At 72.3% G+C, this 16,756-nt stretch carries 17 protein-coding genes; 15 read left to right on the top strand and 2 right to left on the bottom strand.

What is annotated here, in order from left to right:
- The first annotated feature begins 27 nt into the window (after positions 1–27).
- Positions 28–999, top strand: a complete 972-nt coding sequence (locus ADK52_RS08975; protein ID WP_053689230.1) for a GlxA family transcriptional regulator — start codon at positions 28–30, stop codon at positions 997–999.
- A gap of 32 nt (positions 1,000–1,031) precedes the next feature.
- On the top strand, positions 1,032–1,670 hold the full coding sequence (locus ADK52_RS08970) for a DJ-1/PfpI family protein (RefSeq protein WP_053689229.1): 639 nt from the start codon (positions 1,032–1,034) through the stop codon (positions 1,668–1,670).
- On the opposite strand, the gene ADK52_RS08965 is transcribed toward ADK52_RS08970, so the two are convergent.
- Positions 1,645–2,427: an enoyl-CoA hydratase/isomerase family protein gene (locus tag ADK52_RS08965; protein ID WP_053689228.1), complete on the bottom strand. Its 783-nt coding sequence runs from the start codon at positions 2,425–2,427 to the stop codon at positions 1,645–1,647. The genes ADK52_RS08970 and ADK52_RS08965 overlap by 26 nt on opposite strands.
- A gap of 78 nt (positions 2,428–2,505) precedes the next feature.
- Here ADK52_RS08965 and ADK52_RS08960 point away from each other — a divergent pair, with 78 nt between their 5' ends.
- Both ADK52_RS08960 and ADK52_RS08955 read left to right on the top strand, forming a co-directional pair.
- Positions 2,506–3,210 carry an HdeD family acid-resistance protein gene (locus tag ADK52_RS08960; protein ID WP_078988162.1) on the top strand — a complete coding sequence of 235 codons (705 nt, stop codon included), beginning with the start codon at positions 2,506–2,508 and terminating at the stop codon, positions 3,208–3,210.
- Between the two features lie 130 nt (positions 3,211–3,340).
- Positions 3,341–3,829 carry an ATP-binding protein gene (locus tag ADK52_RS08955; RefSeq protein WP_053689267.1) on the top strand — a complete coding sequence of 163 codons (489 nt, stop codon included), beginning with the start codon at positions 3,341–3,343 and terminating at the stop codon, positions 3,827–3,829.
- Between the two features lie 13 nt (positions 3,830–3,842).
- Here the strand turns inward: ADK52_RS08955 and idi are convergent, their stop codons facing one another.
- Positions 3,843–4,442 carry an isopentenyl-diphosphate Delta-isomerase gene (idi, locus tag ADK52_RS08950; protein ID WP_053689227.1) on the bottom strand — a complete coding sequence of 200 codons (600 nt, stop codon included), beginning with the start codon at positions 4,440–4,442 and terminating at the stop codon, positions 3,843–3,845.
- A gap of 319 nt (positions 4,443–4,761) precedes the next feature.
- Here idi and ADK52_RS08945 point away from each other — a divergent pair, with 319 nt between their 5' ends.
- The 11 genes from ADK52_RS08945 (at position 4,762) to ADK52_RS08895 (ending at position 16,704) form a co-directional block, all read left to right on the top strand.
- Complete coding sequence (locus ADK52_RS08945; protein ID WP_053689226.1) at positions 4,762–6,543, top strand: DUF5941 domain-containing protein; 1,782 nt, start codon at positions 4,762–4,764, stop codon at positions 6,541–6,543.
- Positions 6,540–7,292, top strand: coding sequence for a sugar phosphate nucleotidyltransferase (locus ADK52_RS08940; protein ID WP_053689225.1), 753 nt, complete (start codon positions 6,540–6,542; stop codon positions 7,290–7,292). Before ADK52_RS08945 ends, ADK52_RS08940 begins: the two co-directional genes overlap by 4 nt.
- Positions 7,280–8,341: an iron-containing alcohol dehydrogenase family protein gene (locus ADK52_RS08935; protein WP_053689224.1), complete on the top strand. Its 1,062-nt coding sequence runs from the start codon at positions 7,280–7,282 to the stop codon at positions 8,339–8,341. Before ADK52_RS08940 ends, ADK52_RS08935 begins: the two co-directional genes overlap by 13 nt.
- Positions 8,319–9,098, top strand: a complete 780-nt coding sequence (locus ADK52_RS08930; RefSeq protein ID WP_078988160.1) for a CDP-alcohol phosphatidyltransferase family protein — start codon at positions 8,319–8,321, stop codon at positions 9,096–9,098. The genes ADK52_RS08935 and ADK52_RS08930 overlap by 23 nt, the downstream gene beginning before the upstream one ends.
- An 8-nt stretch (positions 9,099–9,106) precedes the next feature.
- On the top strand, positions 9,107–9,988 hold the full coding sequence (locus ADK52_RS08925; RefSeq protein WP_420714826.1) for a glycosyltransferase family 2 protein: 882 nt from the start codon (positions 9,107–9,109) through the stop codon (positions 9,986–9,988).
- A gap of 130 nt (positions 9,989–10,118) precedes the next feature.
- Positions 10,119–11,054: an ABC transporter permease gene (locus tag ADK52_RS08920; RefSeq protein ID WP_053689221.1), complete on the top strand. Its 936-nt coding sequence runs from the start codon at positions 10,119–10,121 to the stop codon at positions 11,052–11,054.
- Positions 11,047–11,829: an ABC transporter ATP-binding protein gene (locus ADK52_RS08915; RefSeq protein ID WP_053689220.1), complete on the top strand. Its 783-nt coding sequence runs from the start codon at positions 11,047–11,049 to the stop codon at positions 11,827–11,829. Before ADK52_RS08920 ends, ADK52_RS08915 begins: the two co-directional genes overlap by 8 nt.
- 331 nt (positions 11,830–12,160) lie before the next feature.
- On the top strand, positions 12,161–13,096 hold the full coding sequence (gene hpnC, locus ADK52_RS08910; protein ID WP_053689266.1) for a squalene synthase HpnC: 936 nt from the start codon (positions 12,161–12,163) through the stop codon (positions 13,094–13,096).
- Positions 13,093–14,064 (top strand): presqualene diphosphate synthase HpnD, encoded by a 972-nt coding sequence (hpnD, locus tag ADK52_RS08905; RefSeq protein WP_053689219.1) that lies wholly within the window; start codon positions 13,093–13,095, stop codon positions 14,062–14,064. The genes hpnC and hpnD overlap by 4 nt, the downstream gene beginning before the upstream one ends.
- Before the next feature lie 109 nt (positions 14,065–14,173).
- The gene (gene hpnE / locus ADK52_RS08900; RefSeq protein WP_053689218.1) at positions 14,174–15,553 is read left to right on the top strand and encodes a hydroxysqualene dehydroxylase HpnE; all 1,380 of its coding nucleotides are present in this window, start codon (positions 14,174–14,176) and stop codon (positions 15,551–15,553) included.
- 50 nt (positions 15,554–15,603) lie between these two features.
- Positions 15,604–16,704 carry a polyprenyl synthetase family protein gene (locus ADK52_RS08895; protein WP_420708197.1) on the top strand — a complete coding sequence of 367 codons (1,101 nt, stop codon included), beginning with the start codon at positions 15,604–15,606 and terminating at the stop codon, positions 16,702–16,704.
- The last annotated feature ends 52 nt before the right edge of the window (positions 16,705–16,756 follow it).

The raw sequence follows: 16,756 nt of genomic DNA, 5'->3' as shown, positions 1-16,756 counted from the left end.
CCGGCGCCCGCGTCACACCATGGGGTCATGTCGTCGCGAAACGTGCTCGTCGTCCTCTACGACGGTCTGCAGAGCCTGGACGTGACCGGGCCCGTGGAGGTGTTCGCCGCGGTCGGCCGCTTCCCGGAGCGGGCGGGGGCCGGGTACGCGATCCGCACGGTCGCGCTCGGCGGGGCGCCCGTACGGACGAGCAGCGGGCTCACGCTGGTGCCGGACGGGGACCTGGAGAGCGCGCGGCCGGGGGCGGGCACCACGCTGCTCGTGCCGGGCGGCCAGTACCGGGGGGACTTCGAGCCCCGGCTGACCGAGTGGCTGCGCGCGCACGGGGGTGGCGCGGAGCGGCTGGTGTCCGTCTGCACGGGCGGGCTGCTGCTGGCCGAGGCCGGGCTGCTGGACGGGCGGCGGGCCACGACGCACTGGTACGTATGCGAGCGGATGGCCCGGGACTACCCGGCGGTGACCGTCGAACCGGACCCGATCTACGTACGGGACGGCCCGGTGGCCACCTCGGCGGGGGTCACGGCCGGGATCGACCTCGCGCTGGCGCTGGTGGAGGAGGACCACGGCAGGGAGCTGGCGCTGAGCATCGCGCGCCACCTGGTGGTGTTCCTGCGCAGGCCCGGCAACCAGGCGCAGTTCAGCGCGCAGCTGGCGGCGCAGACCGCGCAGCGGGATCCGTTGCGGGAGGTGCAGCAGTGGATCACGGAGCATCCGGGCGCGGACCTGAGCGTGGAGGCCCTGGCGGCGCGCGCCCGGCTCTCGCCGCGGCACTTCGCCCGGGCCTTCCAGGCGGAGACGGGGGTGACGCCCGGCCGCTACGTGGAGCGCGTACGCGTCGAGCACGCGCGGCGGCTCCTGGAGGACACGGGCGACGGGGTCGCCCAGATCTCCCGGGCCTGCGGCTACGGCACCCCGGAGGCCCTCCGCCGCGCCTTCGTGAAGACCCTGGGCCAGCCCCCGGCCGAATACCGCCGCCGCTTCGGTCCCGATTCCGCGTAGCGGACCCGATTCTTCACCACTCTGGAGGAAACATGCAGATCGCCGTACTGCTCTACGACCGGTTCACCGCGCTCGACGCCATCGGGCCCTTCGACACCCTGGGGCGGCTGCCCGACTCCGAGGTCGTGTTCGTCTCGGAGCGGCCCGGGCCGGTGCGCACCGACAGCGGCGCGCTCGCGCTCGTCGCCGACAAGGGGCTCGACGAGGTGACCAGGCCCGACATCGTCGTCGTGCCCGGCGGGCCCCACCCCGAGCCGGAGATGGAGAACCCCGCCGTCGTCGACTGGCTGCGCACCGTCGACGCCACCACGACGTGGACCACCTCCGTCTGCACCGGCTCGCTCCTGCTGGCCGCCGCAGGGCTGCTGGAGGGGCGGCGGGCGGCAAGCCACTGGCTCTACCTGGACCAGCTGCCCGCCTTCGGCGCCGAGCCCACCGGTGAGCGCGTCGTGTACGACGGGAAGTACGTCACCGCCGCCGGGGTGTCCTCCGGCATCGACATGGGCCTCGGCCTCCTCGGCCGGATCGCTGGCGACGAGTACGCCCAGACCGTCCAGCTGATGACCGAGTACGACCCGCAGCCGCCCTACGACGCCGGCTCGCCCGACAAGGCCCCGGCCGAGATCGTGGCGCGGCTGCGCGCGCTCAACGCCCGCCAGGACCTCGCGTAGCGGGCCCCGCGGTCCAGCCGAACGCCGGCGCACGGCGTTCCAGGAACGCGGCGACGCCCTCCGCGGTGTCGCCGCTCCCGGCCGCCTGCTCCGCCCAGTACGCGTCCCGGTCCGTCCGCCCGTTCGCGAACTCCTTGGCCGCCGCCTGGGTCAGCTGGGAGCGGGTGGTCAGTACGCGGGCGAAGTCCGCCACGCGCTTGTCCAGTTGTCCGGCCGGCAGCAGCTCGTTCAGGAAGCCGGCCCGCAGCGCGTGCTCCGCGTCGATCAACTCGGCCGAGAAGAGCAGGTACTTGGCCGCCGCCGGGCCGACCAGCGAGGCCAGCCGGCGGGTCGAGGACGCGGGGTAGACGATGCCCAGTTTCGCCGGGGTCACCCCGAACGACGCCCCTTCCTCCGCGAAGCGCAGGTCACAGGCGGCCGCCAGCTGGCTGCCGCCGCCCACGCAGAATCCGCGGACCGCCGCGAGCGTCGGCTTCGGGAAGGCGGCCAGGGCCTCCTCCGCGGCCACGGCCAGCGCTTGCGGGTCCTCGTTCCCGGTCAGCGAGGAGATGTCGGCCCCCGCGCAGAAGGTCGGTCCGGCCCCGGTCAGGACGAGCACGCGTACGGCCGGATCGGCCGCGAGCCCGTCCAGTACCGCCGGGAGCGCCCGCCACATCGCCGCCGTCATGGCGTTGCGCTTGGCGGGATGGGAGATGACGACCGTGGCGACCCCGTCGGCGACGGTGTGCAGGAGGGCTGCTTCCTGGGCTGCGTCCATGCGCCGGATGCTATCCCGGTCGGCCGATCCTATGATCAAGGGGAGTCCGTCCGGGGGGTGCTGAAAGGTGGCACGACCATGGGCGCAGACCGTTCCGGGGCCGGAGCCGGGGCCTCGTCCGCAGCCGCAGCCGCAGCCTCGTCCGGGGCGGGAGCCAAGGACAGGAAGCAGCTCAAGCGCAGTTTCGGGCTGCTGGCCGTGCTCGGACTGCTCCTGGTGGTGGCCGGGCTGATCGGTCTGTTCTACGCCGGGTTCGCCACGCTGACCACGATGTTCCTCTTCGGCTGGCTGCTGCTGGCCGGCGGCTTGGTGGGCCTGGTCCAGGCGTTCCAGTCCCGCAAGAGCAACCACGTCTGGCTCGCCGTCGTCGTCGCCGCGATCAACATCGCCGCCGGCTTCGTGATCCTGCGCCGGCCCGGGGCGAGCGCCGAGGCGCTGACCATGTTCGCCGCGCTGTTCTTCCTCATCGGCGGGCTGTTCCGGCTGGTCGGCGGCCTGGTGGTGCGCGGGACGAACCTCTGGGTCAACCTGGTCCAGGGCGCCTTCGGAATCCTGCTGGGCTTCCTGATCCTCGCCAACTGGCCGAGCAGCAGTCTCTACGTGATCGGAACCTTCTTCTCGCTCGCCCTGCTGTTCGACGGGCTGAGCCTGGTGCTCCTGGGCATGAGCGCCCGGCGCATTCTGGGCTTGGTCAGGGAAGACGAGGTTCCGGCGGACGCGGCCGGGCCGGGGAGCACGGCCGAGAAGGGGCCCGCAGAAGACCAGGAACGGTCGCACAACTGACGCTGTCATACGCCAACGATCAGAAAGCGTCCGATTGACGCTGACTTCTGGTCAGGGGTCCGGTCCGGACCGGTCCGCTCCCCACTCTTGACGCGTGGAGACGATCGAGCGCGAAGACGGGGGCCGGAAGATGGATGTCAGCGGGAGCGTCCCGCCAGCCAAGGAGGGGGAGCCGGCCGCCCCGGCCGACCCCCTCGCCTACGAGGGCGTGTGGCGGTTCACCGTGCCCGCTGTAGAAGAATCCGTTCCGCAGGCCCGCCGGGCCGTGCGCGACCTGCTCGGGCGCCAGGGCGTCCCGGCCGACCGGGACCTCGTGTACTCGCTGCTGCTGATCGTCTCCGAACTGGTGACGAACTCGGTCCGGCACGCGGCCCTGCTCTCGCCGGAGGTCGCGGTCGAGGTCGCCATCGGCCGGGACTGGGTACGGGTGGCGGTCGAGGACAACCACCCGTACCGCCCCAAGGCGCTGGAGGCGGATTTCGGCCAGACCGGCGGCCGGGGCCTGCTGCTGGTGCGCGAGGTCACGCGCGAGTCCGGCGGGGTCTGCGACGTCGAGCACACCTCGACGGGCGGCAAGGTCATCTGGGCGGCCCTGCCGCTCGCCGCACCCGCGGGCTGAGACGGCGTACGGGCTACCAGCCCGCGGCATCCCCGGTCAGTTCGCGGATCGCGGGCCGGGCCGCGTCCAGGACGGTCATGAACCAGGCGGAGAACGGCGCCTCGGCGTGCCGCTTGGCCAGCTCCTCGGCGGTCACGAACGCGGTGTCCCCGACCTCCTCCGGATCCGGCCGCAGCTGCGACTGCGCGAGTCCCACGAAAAGGTGGTTGTACTCCTGCTCCACCAGGCCCGACGCGGGGTCCGGGTGGTTGTAGCGCACGGTTCCCGCCTCCGCGAGCAGCGAGGGCGACAGGCCCAGCTCCTCGTGGGTCCGCCGGGCCGCCGCCGCGAACGGCGACTCCCCGGGGTAGGGGTGACCGCAGCAGGTGTTCGACCAGACGCCGGGGGAGTGGTACTTCCCGAGGGCCCGCTGCTGGAGCAGCAGGCGGCCCTGCTCGTCGAAGAGGAACACGGAGAAGGCCCGGTGCAGCAGACCGGGTGCCTGATGGGCGGAGAGCTTCTCCGCCGTGCCGATGGTGTTGCCGGACTCATCGACCAGTTCGAGCATGATCGGTTCCTGAGTGCCGGTGCCGGGGGACGCGGTGTTCGCGGCGGTGGCTGGTGTGGTCGGCATACCCATCCTTCGCTTCGGACTTCGACCTTCAGTCTGCCGTACAAAAGAGGCTTGTCCCCACTTCGGCCATCCGCGCATGTCCGCCCGCGCAGCGTGGTAAGCGGCGGTGGCGGAGCACCCCCGCACCGCGGGTTTGTGGTATCTCACCGCGATCGTCAATGATGATCGCGCCGGGGCCCGAAGCCCCGGAATATTCGGCTTATCGGGGAGTAAACGGGTGGTGAACCCCCGCTTCCATTCATCCGATAGCCTCTGCCGACGTGCCGCCGCCCCCCACAGGGGGCGCCCGTCCAGTGTTCGCTGCAAGGAGTGAGTCCGTCTGTCGACCGTCATCCTCACCGGCCTGCCGGTCCCCGGATCACCGCTCACCGACGAGCTGCGCTCCCTCGGCTTCGACGTCCGCCCGGCCGCCGGCCCTGAAGGGACCGCCGCAGTGCTGGCCGGCGTACCCGCCGACCAGCGCGTCGCCGTCGTCGACAGCGCCTTCGTCGGACACGTCCACGCCCTGCGGCTCGCGCTGACCGACCCGCGCTTCGACGCCTGCGCCGTGACCGGCGCCTTCGCCGTCCAGCCGGGTGCCCGCGCGGCCCTGGACAAGGCCGCGGCCCTGCCGGCGGAGGGCGCCGGCCCGTACGCGGACCGGCTCGCCGCCGCCGTCGAGGCCGCCGGCACCCCCGTCCAGCGCCCCGAGCTCGGCACCCTGGTCGCCGCCGTCCCCGCCACCGACGCCGAGCGCGCCGCGGCGGACGCCGCCGTCGCCGCCGTGGACGACGAGGCCGTACGGCTGCGCACCGCCGTGAAGTCCCGCGACGGGTTCTTCACCACCTTCTTCATCAGCCCGTACTCGCGCTACATCGCCCGCTGGTGCGCGCGCCGCGGCCTGACCCCGAACCAGGTCACCACCGCCTCGCTGATCACCGCGCTGATAGCGGCCGCCTGCGCCGCCACCGGCGAGCGCGGCGGCTACATCGCGGCCGGTGTGCTGCTCCTCGTCTCCTTCGTCCTGGACTGCACGGACGGGCAGCTCGCCCGCTACTCGCTCCAGTACTCGACGATGGGCGCCTGGCTCGACGCCACCTTCGACCGCGCGAAGGAGTACTCCTTCTACGCGGGCCTCGCGCTCGGCGCGGCCCGCGACGGCGACGACGTGTGGGCCCTCGCGCTCGGCGCGATGATCCTCATGACCTGCCGCCACGTCGTGGACTTCGCCTTCAACGAGGCCAACCACGACGCCACGGCGAACACCAGCCCCACGGCCGCCCTCTCCGACAAGCTCGACAGCGTCGGCTGGACGGTCTGGGTCCGGCGGATGATCATCCTGCCGATCGGCGAGCGCTGGGCCATGATCGCGGTGCTGACCGCGGCCACCACCCCCCGGATCGTCTTCTACGCCCTGCTCACCGGCTGCGCCTTCGGCGCCCTCTACACCACCGCCGGCCGGGTGCTGCGCTCGCTGACCCGCAAGGCCGTCCGCACGGACAGGGCCGCCCAGGCGCTGGCCGACCTCGCCGACTCCGGCCCGGTCGCGTCCCTCGTCGCCCGGGCCGCGGCCGTCCCGGCGCGCTCCCTGCACCTGCCGTTCGCCGTGCTCGGCGCTGCGGCCCTGATCGGCGCCGCCTGGTACGAGCCGTTCGGCTCCGTGACGGTCCTGGGCGCCGCCGCGCTGTACGCCGTGCTCGCCGGGGCGGCCGTGGCCGCCCCGCTCAAGGGCCCCCTCGACTGGCTGCTCCCGCCGCTCTTCCGGGCCGCCGAGTACGTGACCGTCCTCGCGCTCGCCGTCAAGGCGGACGTACCCGGGGCCCTTCCCGCCGCATTCGGACTGGTCGCGGCGGTCGCCTACCATCACTACGACACGGTCTACCGCATCCGCGGTGGATCGGGCGCGCCCCCGCGGTGGCTGGTGTGGACGATCGGCGGCCACGAAGGCCGGGTCCTGCTGACCGCGGCCCTGGCCTCCGTCCTGGCGACGCGCGCCACGGACTTCCCCGTCGCGCTCACGGCCCTGGCCGTGTTCGTGGCACTGGTGGTGCTCGTGGAGAGCATCCGCTTCTGGGTCTCCTCCGGGGCACCCGCCGTACATGACGAAGGAGAACCAGCATGATCGGCCTTGTACTCGCTGCCGGTGCCGGACGCCGCCTGCGTCCCTACACCGACACCCTGCCCAAGGCCCTCGTGCCCGTCGGTCCCGAAGGCGCCGAGGACAGCCTGACCGTGCTGGACCTCACCCTCGGAAACTTCGCCGAGGTCGGCCTCACCGAGGTCGCGATCGTCGTCGGCTACCGCAAGGAGGCCGTGTACGAGCGCCGGGAGGCCCTGGAGGCCAAGTACGGCGTCAAGATCACGCTGATCGACAACGACAAGGCCGAGGAGTGGAACAACGCCTACTCCCTGTGGTGCGCCCGTGACGTCCTGAAGCAGGGTGTGATCCTCGCCAACGGCGACACCGTCCACCCGGTCTCCGTCGAGCGGACCCTGCTCGACGCCCGCGGCAACGGCCAGAAGATCATCCTCGCCCTCGACACGGTCAAGAACCTGGCCGACGAGGAGATGAAGGTCGTCGTCGACGGCGCCAAGGGCGCGCGGAAGATCACCAAGCTGATGGAGCCGTCCGACGCCACCGGCGAGTACATCGGCGTCACCCTCATCGAGCCGGAGGCCGCCGAGGCCCTCGCCGAGGCGCTGAAGACCACCTTCGAGCGCGACCCCGACCTGTACTACGAGGACGGCTACCAGCAGCTCGTCAACGACGGCTTCGTCATCGACGTGGCCCCCATCGGCGACGTCAAGTGGGTCGAGATCGACAACCACGACGACCTCGCCAAGGGCCGGACGATCGCATGCCAGTACTGACGAGGCTCATCCCCTCCCCGGTCGTCGTCGACATCAGCCGCGGCGCCATGGACGACCTGGCCGGCCTCCTGGCCGACCAGCGGATCTCGGCGTCCGGCAAGCTGGCGATCGCGATCAGCGGCGGCTCCGGCCAGCTGCTGCGCTCCAAGCTGGAGCCCGTACTGCCGCACGCCGACTGGTACCCGGTCGCCGACGGCACCATCGACTCCGCCGTCAAGCTGGCCGACGACATAAAGGGCCGCCGCTACGACGCCGTCGTCGGCCTGGGCGGCGGCAAGATCATCGACGTGGCGAAGTACGCCGCGGCGCGGGTCGGGCTGCCCATGGTGGCCGTCGCCACCAACCTGGCGCACGACGGCATCTGCTCGCCCGTGGCCACGCTGGACAACGACAACGGCCGCGGCTCCTACGGCGTGCCCACGCCGATCGCGATGGTCATCGACCTCGACGTGATCCGCGACGCCCCGGTGCGGTTCGTCCGCTCCGGCATCGGCGACGCCCTCTCCAACATCTCGGCCATCGCCGACTGGGAGCTCTCGCACAAGATCACCGGGGAGCCCGTGGACGGCCTGGCCGCCGCCATGGCCCGTACGGCCGGCGAAGCCGTGCTGCGCCACCCCGGCGGCTGCGGCGACGACACGTTCCTCACGGTGCTCGCCGAGGCCCTGGTGCTCACCGGCATCGCCATGTCGATCAGCGGGGACACCCGGCCGGCGTCCGGCGCCTGCCACGAGATCAGCCACGCCTTCGACCTGCTCTACCCGGGGCGCTCCGCGCTCCACGGCGAGCAGGTCGGCCTCGGCGCCGCCTTCGCGATGTTCCTGCGCGGCGCCGACGAGCAGGCCGGGCTGTTCGTCGAGTCGCTGCGCGGCCACGGACTGCCCGTACTGCCCGCCGAGATCGGGTTCAGCGTGGACGAGTTCGTCGCGGCCGTCGAGTACGCCCCCCAGACCCGTCCGGGACGCTTCACGATCCTGGAGCACCTCAATCTGTCCGCAGCCGAGATCAGGGACGCTTACGCCGACTATGCCAAGACCATCCGTAGCTGAACTCCGGCCCGTCGTTCACCCGCCGGGCGTCAAGGACCGGCGCAGTGGCGAGCACTGGGGCGGTCGTCTGTACATGCGCGAGATCTCCCTGCGCATCACCCGCGTCCTGGTGAACACCAAGGTCACGCCCAACCAGCTGACCTACCTGATGACCCTCGCCGGCGTCCTGGCCGCCCCGGCGCTGCTCGTGCCGGGCATCTGGGGCGCCGTCCTCGGCGTGGTCGCGGTCCAGATGTACCTGCTGCTCGACTGCGTCGACGGCGAGGTCGCCCGATGGAAGAAGCAGTACTCCCTCTCCGGCGTCTACCTGGACCGCGTCGGCGCCTACCTGTGCGACGCGGCGGTCCTCGTCGGCTTCGGCCTGCGCGCCTCCGATCTGTGGGGCACCGGCCGGATCGACTGGCTGTGGGCCTTCCTGGGCACCCTCGCGGCCCTCGGCGCCATCCTGATCAAGGCCGAGACCGACCTGGTCGGCGTCGCCCGGCACCAGACCGGCAAGGAGCCCGTCGCCGAGTCCGCCGCCGAGCCGCGCTCCTCCGGCATGGCGCTCGCCCGCCGGGCCGCGTCCGCGCTCAAGTTCCACCGGCTCGTCCTCGGCATCGAGGCCTCGCTGCTCATCCTGCTGCTGGCGATCGCGGACCAGATGCGGGGCGACCTGTTCTTCACCCGGCTCGGCGTCGCCGTGCTGGCCGGCATCGCGATGCTCCAGACGGTGCTGCACCTGGTGTCGATCCTGGCCTCCAGCAGGCTCAAGTGACGACGCCGATGCGGCTGGGCGCCGTGATCATCACGATGGGCAACCGCCCCGACGAGCTCAAGGCCCTCCTCGACTCGGTGGCCCGCCAGGAGGGCGACCCGGTCGAGGTCGTCGTCGTGGGCCAGGGCGTCAAGGTCACCGGGCTGGAGGGTGTGCTGCCGGGCCTGCGCACCGTCGAGCTGCCCGAGAACCTGGGCATCCCCGGCGGCCGCAACGTCGGCATCGAGGCCTTCGGCCCCGGCGGCAGCGAGGTCGACGCCCTGCTCTTCCTCGACGACGACGGGCTGCTGGAGCGCACCGACACCGCCGAGCTGTGCCGGCAGGCCTTCGCCGAGGACCCCCGGCTCGGGATCGTCAGCTTCCGGATCGCCGATCCGGAGTCCGGCGAGACCCAGCGCCGGCACGTGCCCCGGTTGCGCGCCTCGGACCCGATGCGCTCCTCCCGTGTGACCACCTTCCTGGGCGGCGCCAATGCCGTCCGCACGTCGGTGTTCCAGCAGGTCGGAGGGTTGCCGGGGGAGTTCTTCTACGCGCACGAGGAGACCGACCTGGCCTGGCGGGCGCTCGACGCGGGGTGGCTGATCGACTACCGGGCGGACATGGTGCTCCTGCATCCGACGACCGCCCCCTCCCGGCACGCGGTCTATCACCGTATGGTTGCCCGTAACCGGGTGTGGCTCGCCCGCCGTAACCTGCCCGCCCCGCTGGTCCCGGTCTACCTGGGCGTCTGGCTCCTGCTGACGCTCCTGCGCAGGCCCTCGGCACCGGCGCTCAAGGCCTGGTTCGGTGGGTTCAAAGAGGGATGGACCACCCCCTGCGGTCCCCGGCGCCCCATGAAGTGGCGCACGGTCTGGCGGCTGACCCGGCTGGGCCGACCGCCTGTCATCTGACACGCTCGCGTCTGAGAACATGACGCGGTCACGGAACACACGTGATCACGGACCATGCACGTTCACGGGCCGAGCGCCCCAGGCCCGATGCCACCTTCTGCCGCATCTTGAAGACGGAAAGTTTCAACTTGTGAGTGACACAACCCAGGATGGCGCCCTCGCCACGAGCAAGCCGCCGTCCGAAGACGCCGGGCTGAGCCCCGCGGAGCTCGCCAGGAAGTACGGCCTGTCCGTCAGCGGTGCCCGGCCGACCCTGGCCCAGTACGTGCGGCAGCTCTGGGACCGGCGCCACTTCATCATGGCGTTCTCCCGGGCCAAGCTGATGGCGCAGTACAGCGAGGCGAGGCTCGGCCAGATCTGGCAGGTGGCGACCCCGCTGCTCAACGCGCTGGTGTACTACCTGATCTTCGGCCTGATCATGAACGCGGGCCGGGGCATGGAGAAGGGGGTCTACATCCCCTTCCTGGTGACGGGCATCTTCGTCTTCACCTTCACCCAGAGCTCGCTGATGGCGGGAGTCCGGGCCATCCCCGGCAACCTCGGCCTGGTCCGTGCCCTGCACTTCCCGCGCGCCTCCCTGCCGATCTCCTTCTCGATGCAGCAGCTCCAGCAGCTGCTGTACTCGATGATCGTCGTGGTGATCGTCACGGTCGCGTTCGGCAACTACCCGAAGCTGTCCTGGCTGCTGGTCATCCCGACGCTGGCGCTCCAGTTCGTCTTCAACACCGGCCTCGCGCTGATCTTCGGGCGGATGGGCTCCAAGACCCCCGACCTCGCGCAGCTCATGCCGTTCCTCACACGTACGTGGATGTACGCCTCGGGCGTCATGTTCTCGATCAGCGGGGCGCTCGAGGAGCGGAACGTACCCTCCTGGGTCTCGGACGTCCTCCAGTGGAACCCGGCGGCGATCTACATGGACCTGGTCCGGTACGCGCTGATCGACGACTACGGCCGGCACAACCTGCCGCCGCACGTCTGGGCCTTCGCCGTCGGCTGGGCCGTCGTCATCGGCCTCGGCGGTTTCGTGTACTTCTGGAAGGCTGAGGAGCGTTACGGCCGTGGCTGAGATCAACCGGGGCAACGTCCCCACCGTCATCGCCGACGACGTGCACATCGTCTACCGCGTCAACACCGGCAGCTCCGGCAAGGGCAGCGCCACCGCCGCGCTGAGCAAGATAATGCGCCGGGGCAAGGGCGATGCCCCGGGCGTCCGCCGGGTCCACGCCGTGCGCGGCGTCTCCTTCACGGCGTACCGCGGCGAGGCCATCGGCGTCATCGGCTCCAACGGCTCCGGCAAGTCCACCCTGCTGCGCGCCATCGCCGGTCTGCTGCCCTGCGAGTCCGGCAAGGTCTACACCGACGGCCAGCCCTCGCTGCTGGGTGTCAACGCCGCACTGATGAACGATCTCACCGGTGAGCGCAACGTGGTCCTCGGCGGTCTCGCGATGGGAATGAGCCGCGAGCAGATCCGGGAGCGCTACGACGACATCGTCGACTTCTCGGGCATCAACGACAAGGGCGATTTCATCTCCCTTCCGATGCGCACGTACTCCTCCGGTATGGCGGCGCGCCTGCGCTTTTCCATTGCCGCGGCCAAGGACCACGACGTTCTGATGATCGACGAGGCCCTGGCCACCGGTGACCGCAAGTTCCAGGTGCGTTCCGAGGAGCGCATCCGCGAACTGCGCAAGCACGCCGGTACCGTTTTCCTGGTGAGCCACAACAACAAGTCCATCCGCGACACCTGCAGCCGCGTGCTGTGGCTGGAGAAGGGTGAGCTGCTGATGGACGGGCCCACGGAGGAAGTCGTCTCGGCCTACGAGAAGGCGACCAGCGCCTGACCGCGGTCTTCGCCGGCCCCCGTCGCTCCGAGCGGCGGGGGCCTCGGCATGTCGGCCGACATTCGGTGGCGCAGTGAATACCCGAGAGGCTGCCGCGGCGTTGTACAGCGTAAGCTGGAGCAGTCCTGAATCACGCCAGAGGGGACGATTCCCCGCAGGTGAACGGCCTGGGGTACCCCGGGGAAAGTCCGGCGGCGTGTCCGAAATAGGATGTATTGGGTCGGCAGTGTAGAACGGGAGACGTGACGGCAATGGCTACGGGAATTCTCCGGCCCCCAGGCATTACGGCCGTCCCCCGCGCGGGCGGCGGGCGGTGACCCCCGGGCACGGTATCCGGCCACACCGGGACGCGGCCCCCACAGCCCCCGACGCCCGAGCCCACGCGTCCGCCACCCTCGGCAAGGCGCGCTCGGAGAACTTCCCCGTCGCCCCGTCCTTCCTCCCGCGCGCCTGGCGCGACGGCCTCATGGCGGTGTACGGGTACGCCCGCCTGGTCGACGACATCGGCGACGGCGACCTCGCCCCTGGCGGACACGACGCCGTACTCCTCGGCCTCGACCCGGCCGCCGCGGACGACCCGCTCGCCATGCTCGACGCGTTCGAGGCCGACCTCCACCGCGTCTTCGGCGGCCCCGGCGGCCCGCCCCGCCACCCCCTCCTCCAGGCGCTGCGGCCCGTGGTCCGCGCCCACGGCCTCACCCCCGAGCCCTTCCTCGGGCTCATCGAGGCCAACCGCCAGGACCAGCGCGTCACGCGCTACGAGACGTACGGCGACCTCCTCGCGTACTGCGAACTGTCCGCGAACCCCGTCGGCCGGCTCGTGCTGTCCCTCACCGGCACCAGCACCCCCGAGCGGATCCGCCGCTCCGACGCCGTCTGCACCGCCCTGCAGATCGTCGAACACGTACAGGACGTCACGGAGGACCTCGGCCGCGACCGGATCTACCTCCCGGCCGAGGACATGCGCCGCTTCCGCGTGGCCGAAACCGACCTCAAGGCCCACCGCGCCGGCGCGTCCGTGCGCTCCCTGGTCGCGTTCGAGGCGGAACGCGCCCGGGACCTCCTGAATGAAGGCACCCCGCTCGTGGGTAGCGTGCACGGCAGGCTCCGGCTGCTGCTCGCGGGCTTCGTGGGAGGAGGGCGCGCCGCCCTGCGAGCCGTCACCGCCGCCGGCTTCGACGTACTTCCCGGCCCGCCCAAGCCCACCAGGAGCGGCCTGCTCCGCGAGGTGGCCGCCGTCCTGCGCACAGCGCCGAGAAAGGGGTGAGCCCGACCGTGGAGGGTTCCGCACACACGTCCGCACCGTCCGCAGCGGTCCTGGCGGCGTACAGCTACTGCGAGGCCGTCACCGGTTCCCAGGCGCGCAACTTCGCGTACGGCATCCGGCTGCTGCCCTCCGACAAGCGGCAGGCGATGTCCGCGCTGTACGCGTTCTCCCGGCGCGTCGACGACATCGGCGACGGCACGCTCGCCCCCGAGGCCAAGTTCGTCCGGCTGGAGGAGACCCGCGCCCTCCTCGGCCGGATCCGGGCCGAGGAGATCGACGAGGACGACACCGACCCGGTCGCCGTCGCCCTCGCCCACGCCGCCCGCCGCTTCCCGATCCCGCTCGGCGGCCTCGACGAGCTCATCGACGGCGTCCTCATGGACGTCCGCGGCGAGACCTACGAGACCTGGGACGACCTCAAGGCCTACTGCCGCTGCGTGGCCGGAGCCATCGGGCGGCTCTCCCTCGGCGTGTTCGGCACCGTGCACACCGGCGGCCTCGGCGCCGCCGACGCCGCGCGGGCCGGCGAGTACGCCGACACCCTCGGCCTCGCCCTCCAGCTCACCAACATCCTGCGCGACGTCCGTGAGGACGCCGCCAACGGACGCACCTACCTGCCGGCCGAGGACCTCGCCAAGTTCGGCTGCTCGGACGGGTTCGCGAGCGAGCGGATGCCCGCCGGGGCGGACTTCGCCGGGCTCGTCCACCACGAAGTCCGGCGCGCCCGCGCCCTGTTCGTCGAGGGCTACCGGCTGCTGCCCATGCTCGACCGGCGCAGCGGCGCCTGCGTCGCCGCCATGGCCGGCATCTACCGGCGCCTGCTCGACCGCATCGAGCGCGAGCCCGAGGCCGTCCTCCGCGGCCGCGTCTCGCTGCCCCCGCACGAGAAGGCGTACGTCGCCGTACGCGGCCTGTCCGGCCTCGACGCCCGTACCATCTCCCGCCAGAGCACGCGGAGGCGCGCGTGATCCGGCCGACGCCCCCGCCCGCCGCACCCCTCGCGGCGGACGCAACCCCCTCCCGCGCGGCCGCGTCCCTCCAGGCGGGCGCCGCAGGCCACGCCACCGGGGAGGGCTCATGAACGGCAGCGACGACCGCGCCGTCGTCATCGGCGGCGGGCTCGCCGGAGTGAGCGCCGCCCTCGAACTCGCCGACGCGGGGCTCAAGGTCACCCTGCTCGAAGGCCGCCCGCGGCTCGGCGGGCTCGCCTTCTCCTTCAAGCGCGGCGACCTCACCGTCGACAACGGCCAGCACGTCTACCTGCGCTGCTGCACCGCCTACCGGTGGTTCCTCGACCGCGTCGAGGGCGCCGCCCTCGCCCCCGTCCAGGACCGGCTCGACGTACCCGTGCTCGACGTCGCCCACCCCGCCGGCCCGCGCCTGGGCCGGCTGCGCCGCAGCGCCCTGCCCGTACCCCTGCACCTGGCGGCCTCCCTCGCCCGCTACCCGCACCTCTCGCTCGCCGAGCGGGCGAGCGTCGGCCGCGCCGCCCTCGCGCTGCGCCGGCTCGACCCCGCCGACCCGGCGCTGGACGGCCTGGACTTCGCGACCTGGCTCGGCCGCTACGGCCAGAGCCCGCGCGCCATCGAGGCCCTGTGGGACCTCGTCGGCATCGCCACCCTCAACGCCACCGCCGGGCAGTCCTCGCTGGGCCTGGCCGCCATGGTCTTCAAGACCGGCCTGCTCTCCGAGAACGGCGCCGCCGACATCGGCTGGGCCACCGTCCCGCTCGGCGACCTGCACGACACCCTCGCCCGCAAGCAGCTCGACGCGGCCGGCGTACGCACCGAACTGCGCACCCGCGTCACCTGCATCTCCCGTACGCAGGACGGGAACTGGCGGGTCGACACCGAGGGCGAGTCCCTCGACGCCGGCACCGTCGTCCTCGCCGTCCCGCAGCGCGAGGCGCACGCACTGCTGCCGCCCGGAGCCCTCGCCGACCCGGACAAGCTCCTCGACATCGGCACCGCGCCCATCCTCAACGTCCACGTCGTCTACGACCGCAAGGTGCTCAAGCAGCCCTTCTTCGCCGCGCTCGGCTCCCCGGTCCAGTGGGTGTTCGACCGCACCGACGCCTCCGGGCTGCCCGACGGCGGCCAGTACCTGGCGCTGTCCCAGTCGGCCGCCCAGGACGACATCGACGAGCCCGTCTCGGTGCTGCGCGCCAAGTACCTGCCCGAGCTGGAACGGCTGCTGCCGGCCGCCCGCGGCGCCAAGGTACGGGACTTCTTCGTGACCCGGGAGCGGACCGCCACGTTCGCCCCCACCCCCGGCGTCGGCCGGCTGCGCCCCGGGGCGCGGACCGACACGCCGGGCCTCTACCTCGCCGGTGCGTGGACCGCCACCGGTTGGCCCGCGACCATGGAGGGCGCTGTCCGCAGCGGACTGAGCGCGGCGCACGCCGCACTCGCCGCACTCGGCCGCCACCGGGAGCACCCCCTGCAGGAGGCGGCATGACGACCACCAGCACGACCGCAGCAGCACGTACAGGACACAGAGGAGAGCCAGTGAACCCGGGGAATCCGGCTGTCGAGAACACGGACGCCGGCAACGGCGCAGCCGGAGGGGGCGTCGAGAAGGCGGACACGCTCGCGCTCCTGGAGCGCGGCCGCGCGCTGTCGACCCCCGTGCTCCGCGCCGCGGTCGACCGGCTCGCGGCGCCCATGGACACCGTCGCCGCGTACCACTTCGGCTGGATCGACGCCCAGGGCAACGCGGCGGACGGCGACGGCGGCAAGGCCGTGCGCCCCGCCCTCGCGCTGCTCTCCGCCGAGGCCGCCGGGGCCGCGGCCGAGGTCGGCATCCCGGGCGCCGTGGCCGTCGAGCTCGTCCACAACTTCTCGCTGCTCCACGACGACCTCATGGACGGCGACGAGCAGCGCCGCCACCGCGACACGGTGTGGAAGGTGCACGGCCCGGCGCTGGCGATCCTGGTCGGCGACGCGCTGTTCGCCCTCGCCAACGAGGTCCTGCTGGAACTCGGCACCGTCGAGGCCGGCCGCGCCGCGCGCCGCCTGACCACCGCCAGCCGCAAGCTCATCGACGGCCAGGCGCAGGACATCTCCTACGAGCACCGCGAGCGCGTCAGCGTCGAGGAGTGCCTGGAGATGGAGGGCAACAAGACCGGCGCCCTGCTCGCCTGCGCGGTCTCCATCGGCGCCGTGCTCGGCGGCGCGGACGACCGTACGGCCGACAAGCTGGAGGAGTACGGCTACCACCTCGGCCTCGCCTTCCAGGCCGTCGACGACCTCCTCGGCATCTGGGGCGACCCGGAGGCCACCGGCAAGCAGACCTGGAGCGACCTGCGCCAGCGCAAGAAGTCCCTGCCGGTCGTCGCCGCCCTCGCGGCGGGCGGGCCCGCCTGCGAGGAGCTCGCCGAGCTGCTCGCCGCCGACGCCAAGAGCAACGACTTCGAGAACTTCTCGGAGGAGGAGTTCGCGGCGCGCGCCGCGCTCATCGAGGCCGCGGGCGGGCGCGAGTGGACCGCCGAGGAGGCGCGCCGCCAGCACGCCATCGCCATCCGCGCCCTGGACGACGTGGACATGCCGCAGCGGGTGCGCGAACAGCTCGTCGCCCTCGCCGACTTCGTCGTCGTGCGCAAGAGGTGACCGCCACCCGAGCAGGGATATGACTCGCGAGTCGCCGGCCGGCGCCGCCTGA

Origin of the sequence: Streptomyces sp. WM6372 (genome assembly GCF_001279655.1) — a bacterium.
GTDB lineage: Bacteria > Actinomycetota > Actinomycetes > Streptomycetales > Streptomycetaceae > Streptomyces.
The sequence above is the reverse complement of the archived record's forward strand: the minus strand, read 5'-3'. Positions and strand labels throughout refer to the sequence as shown.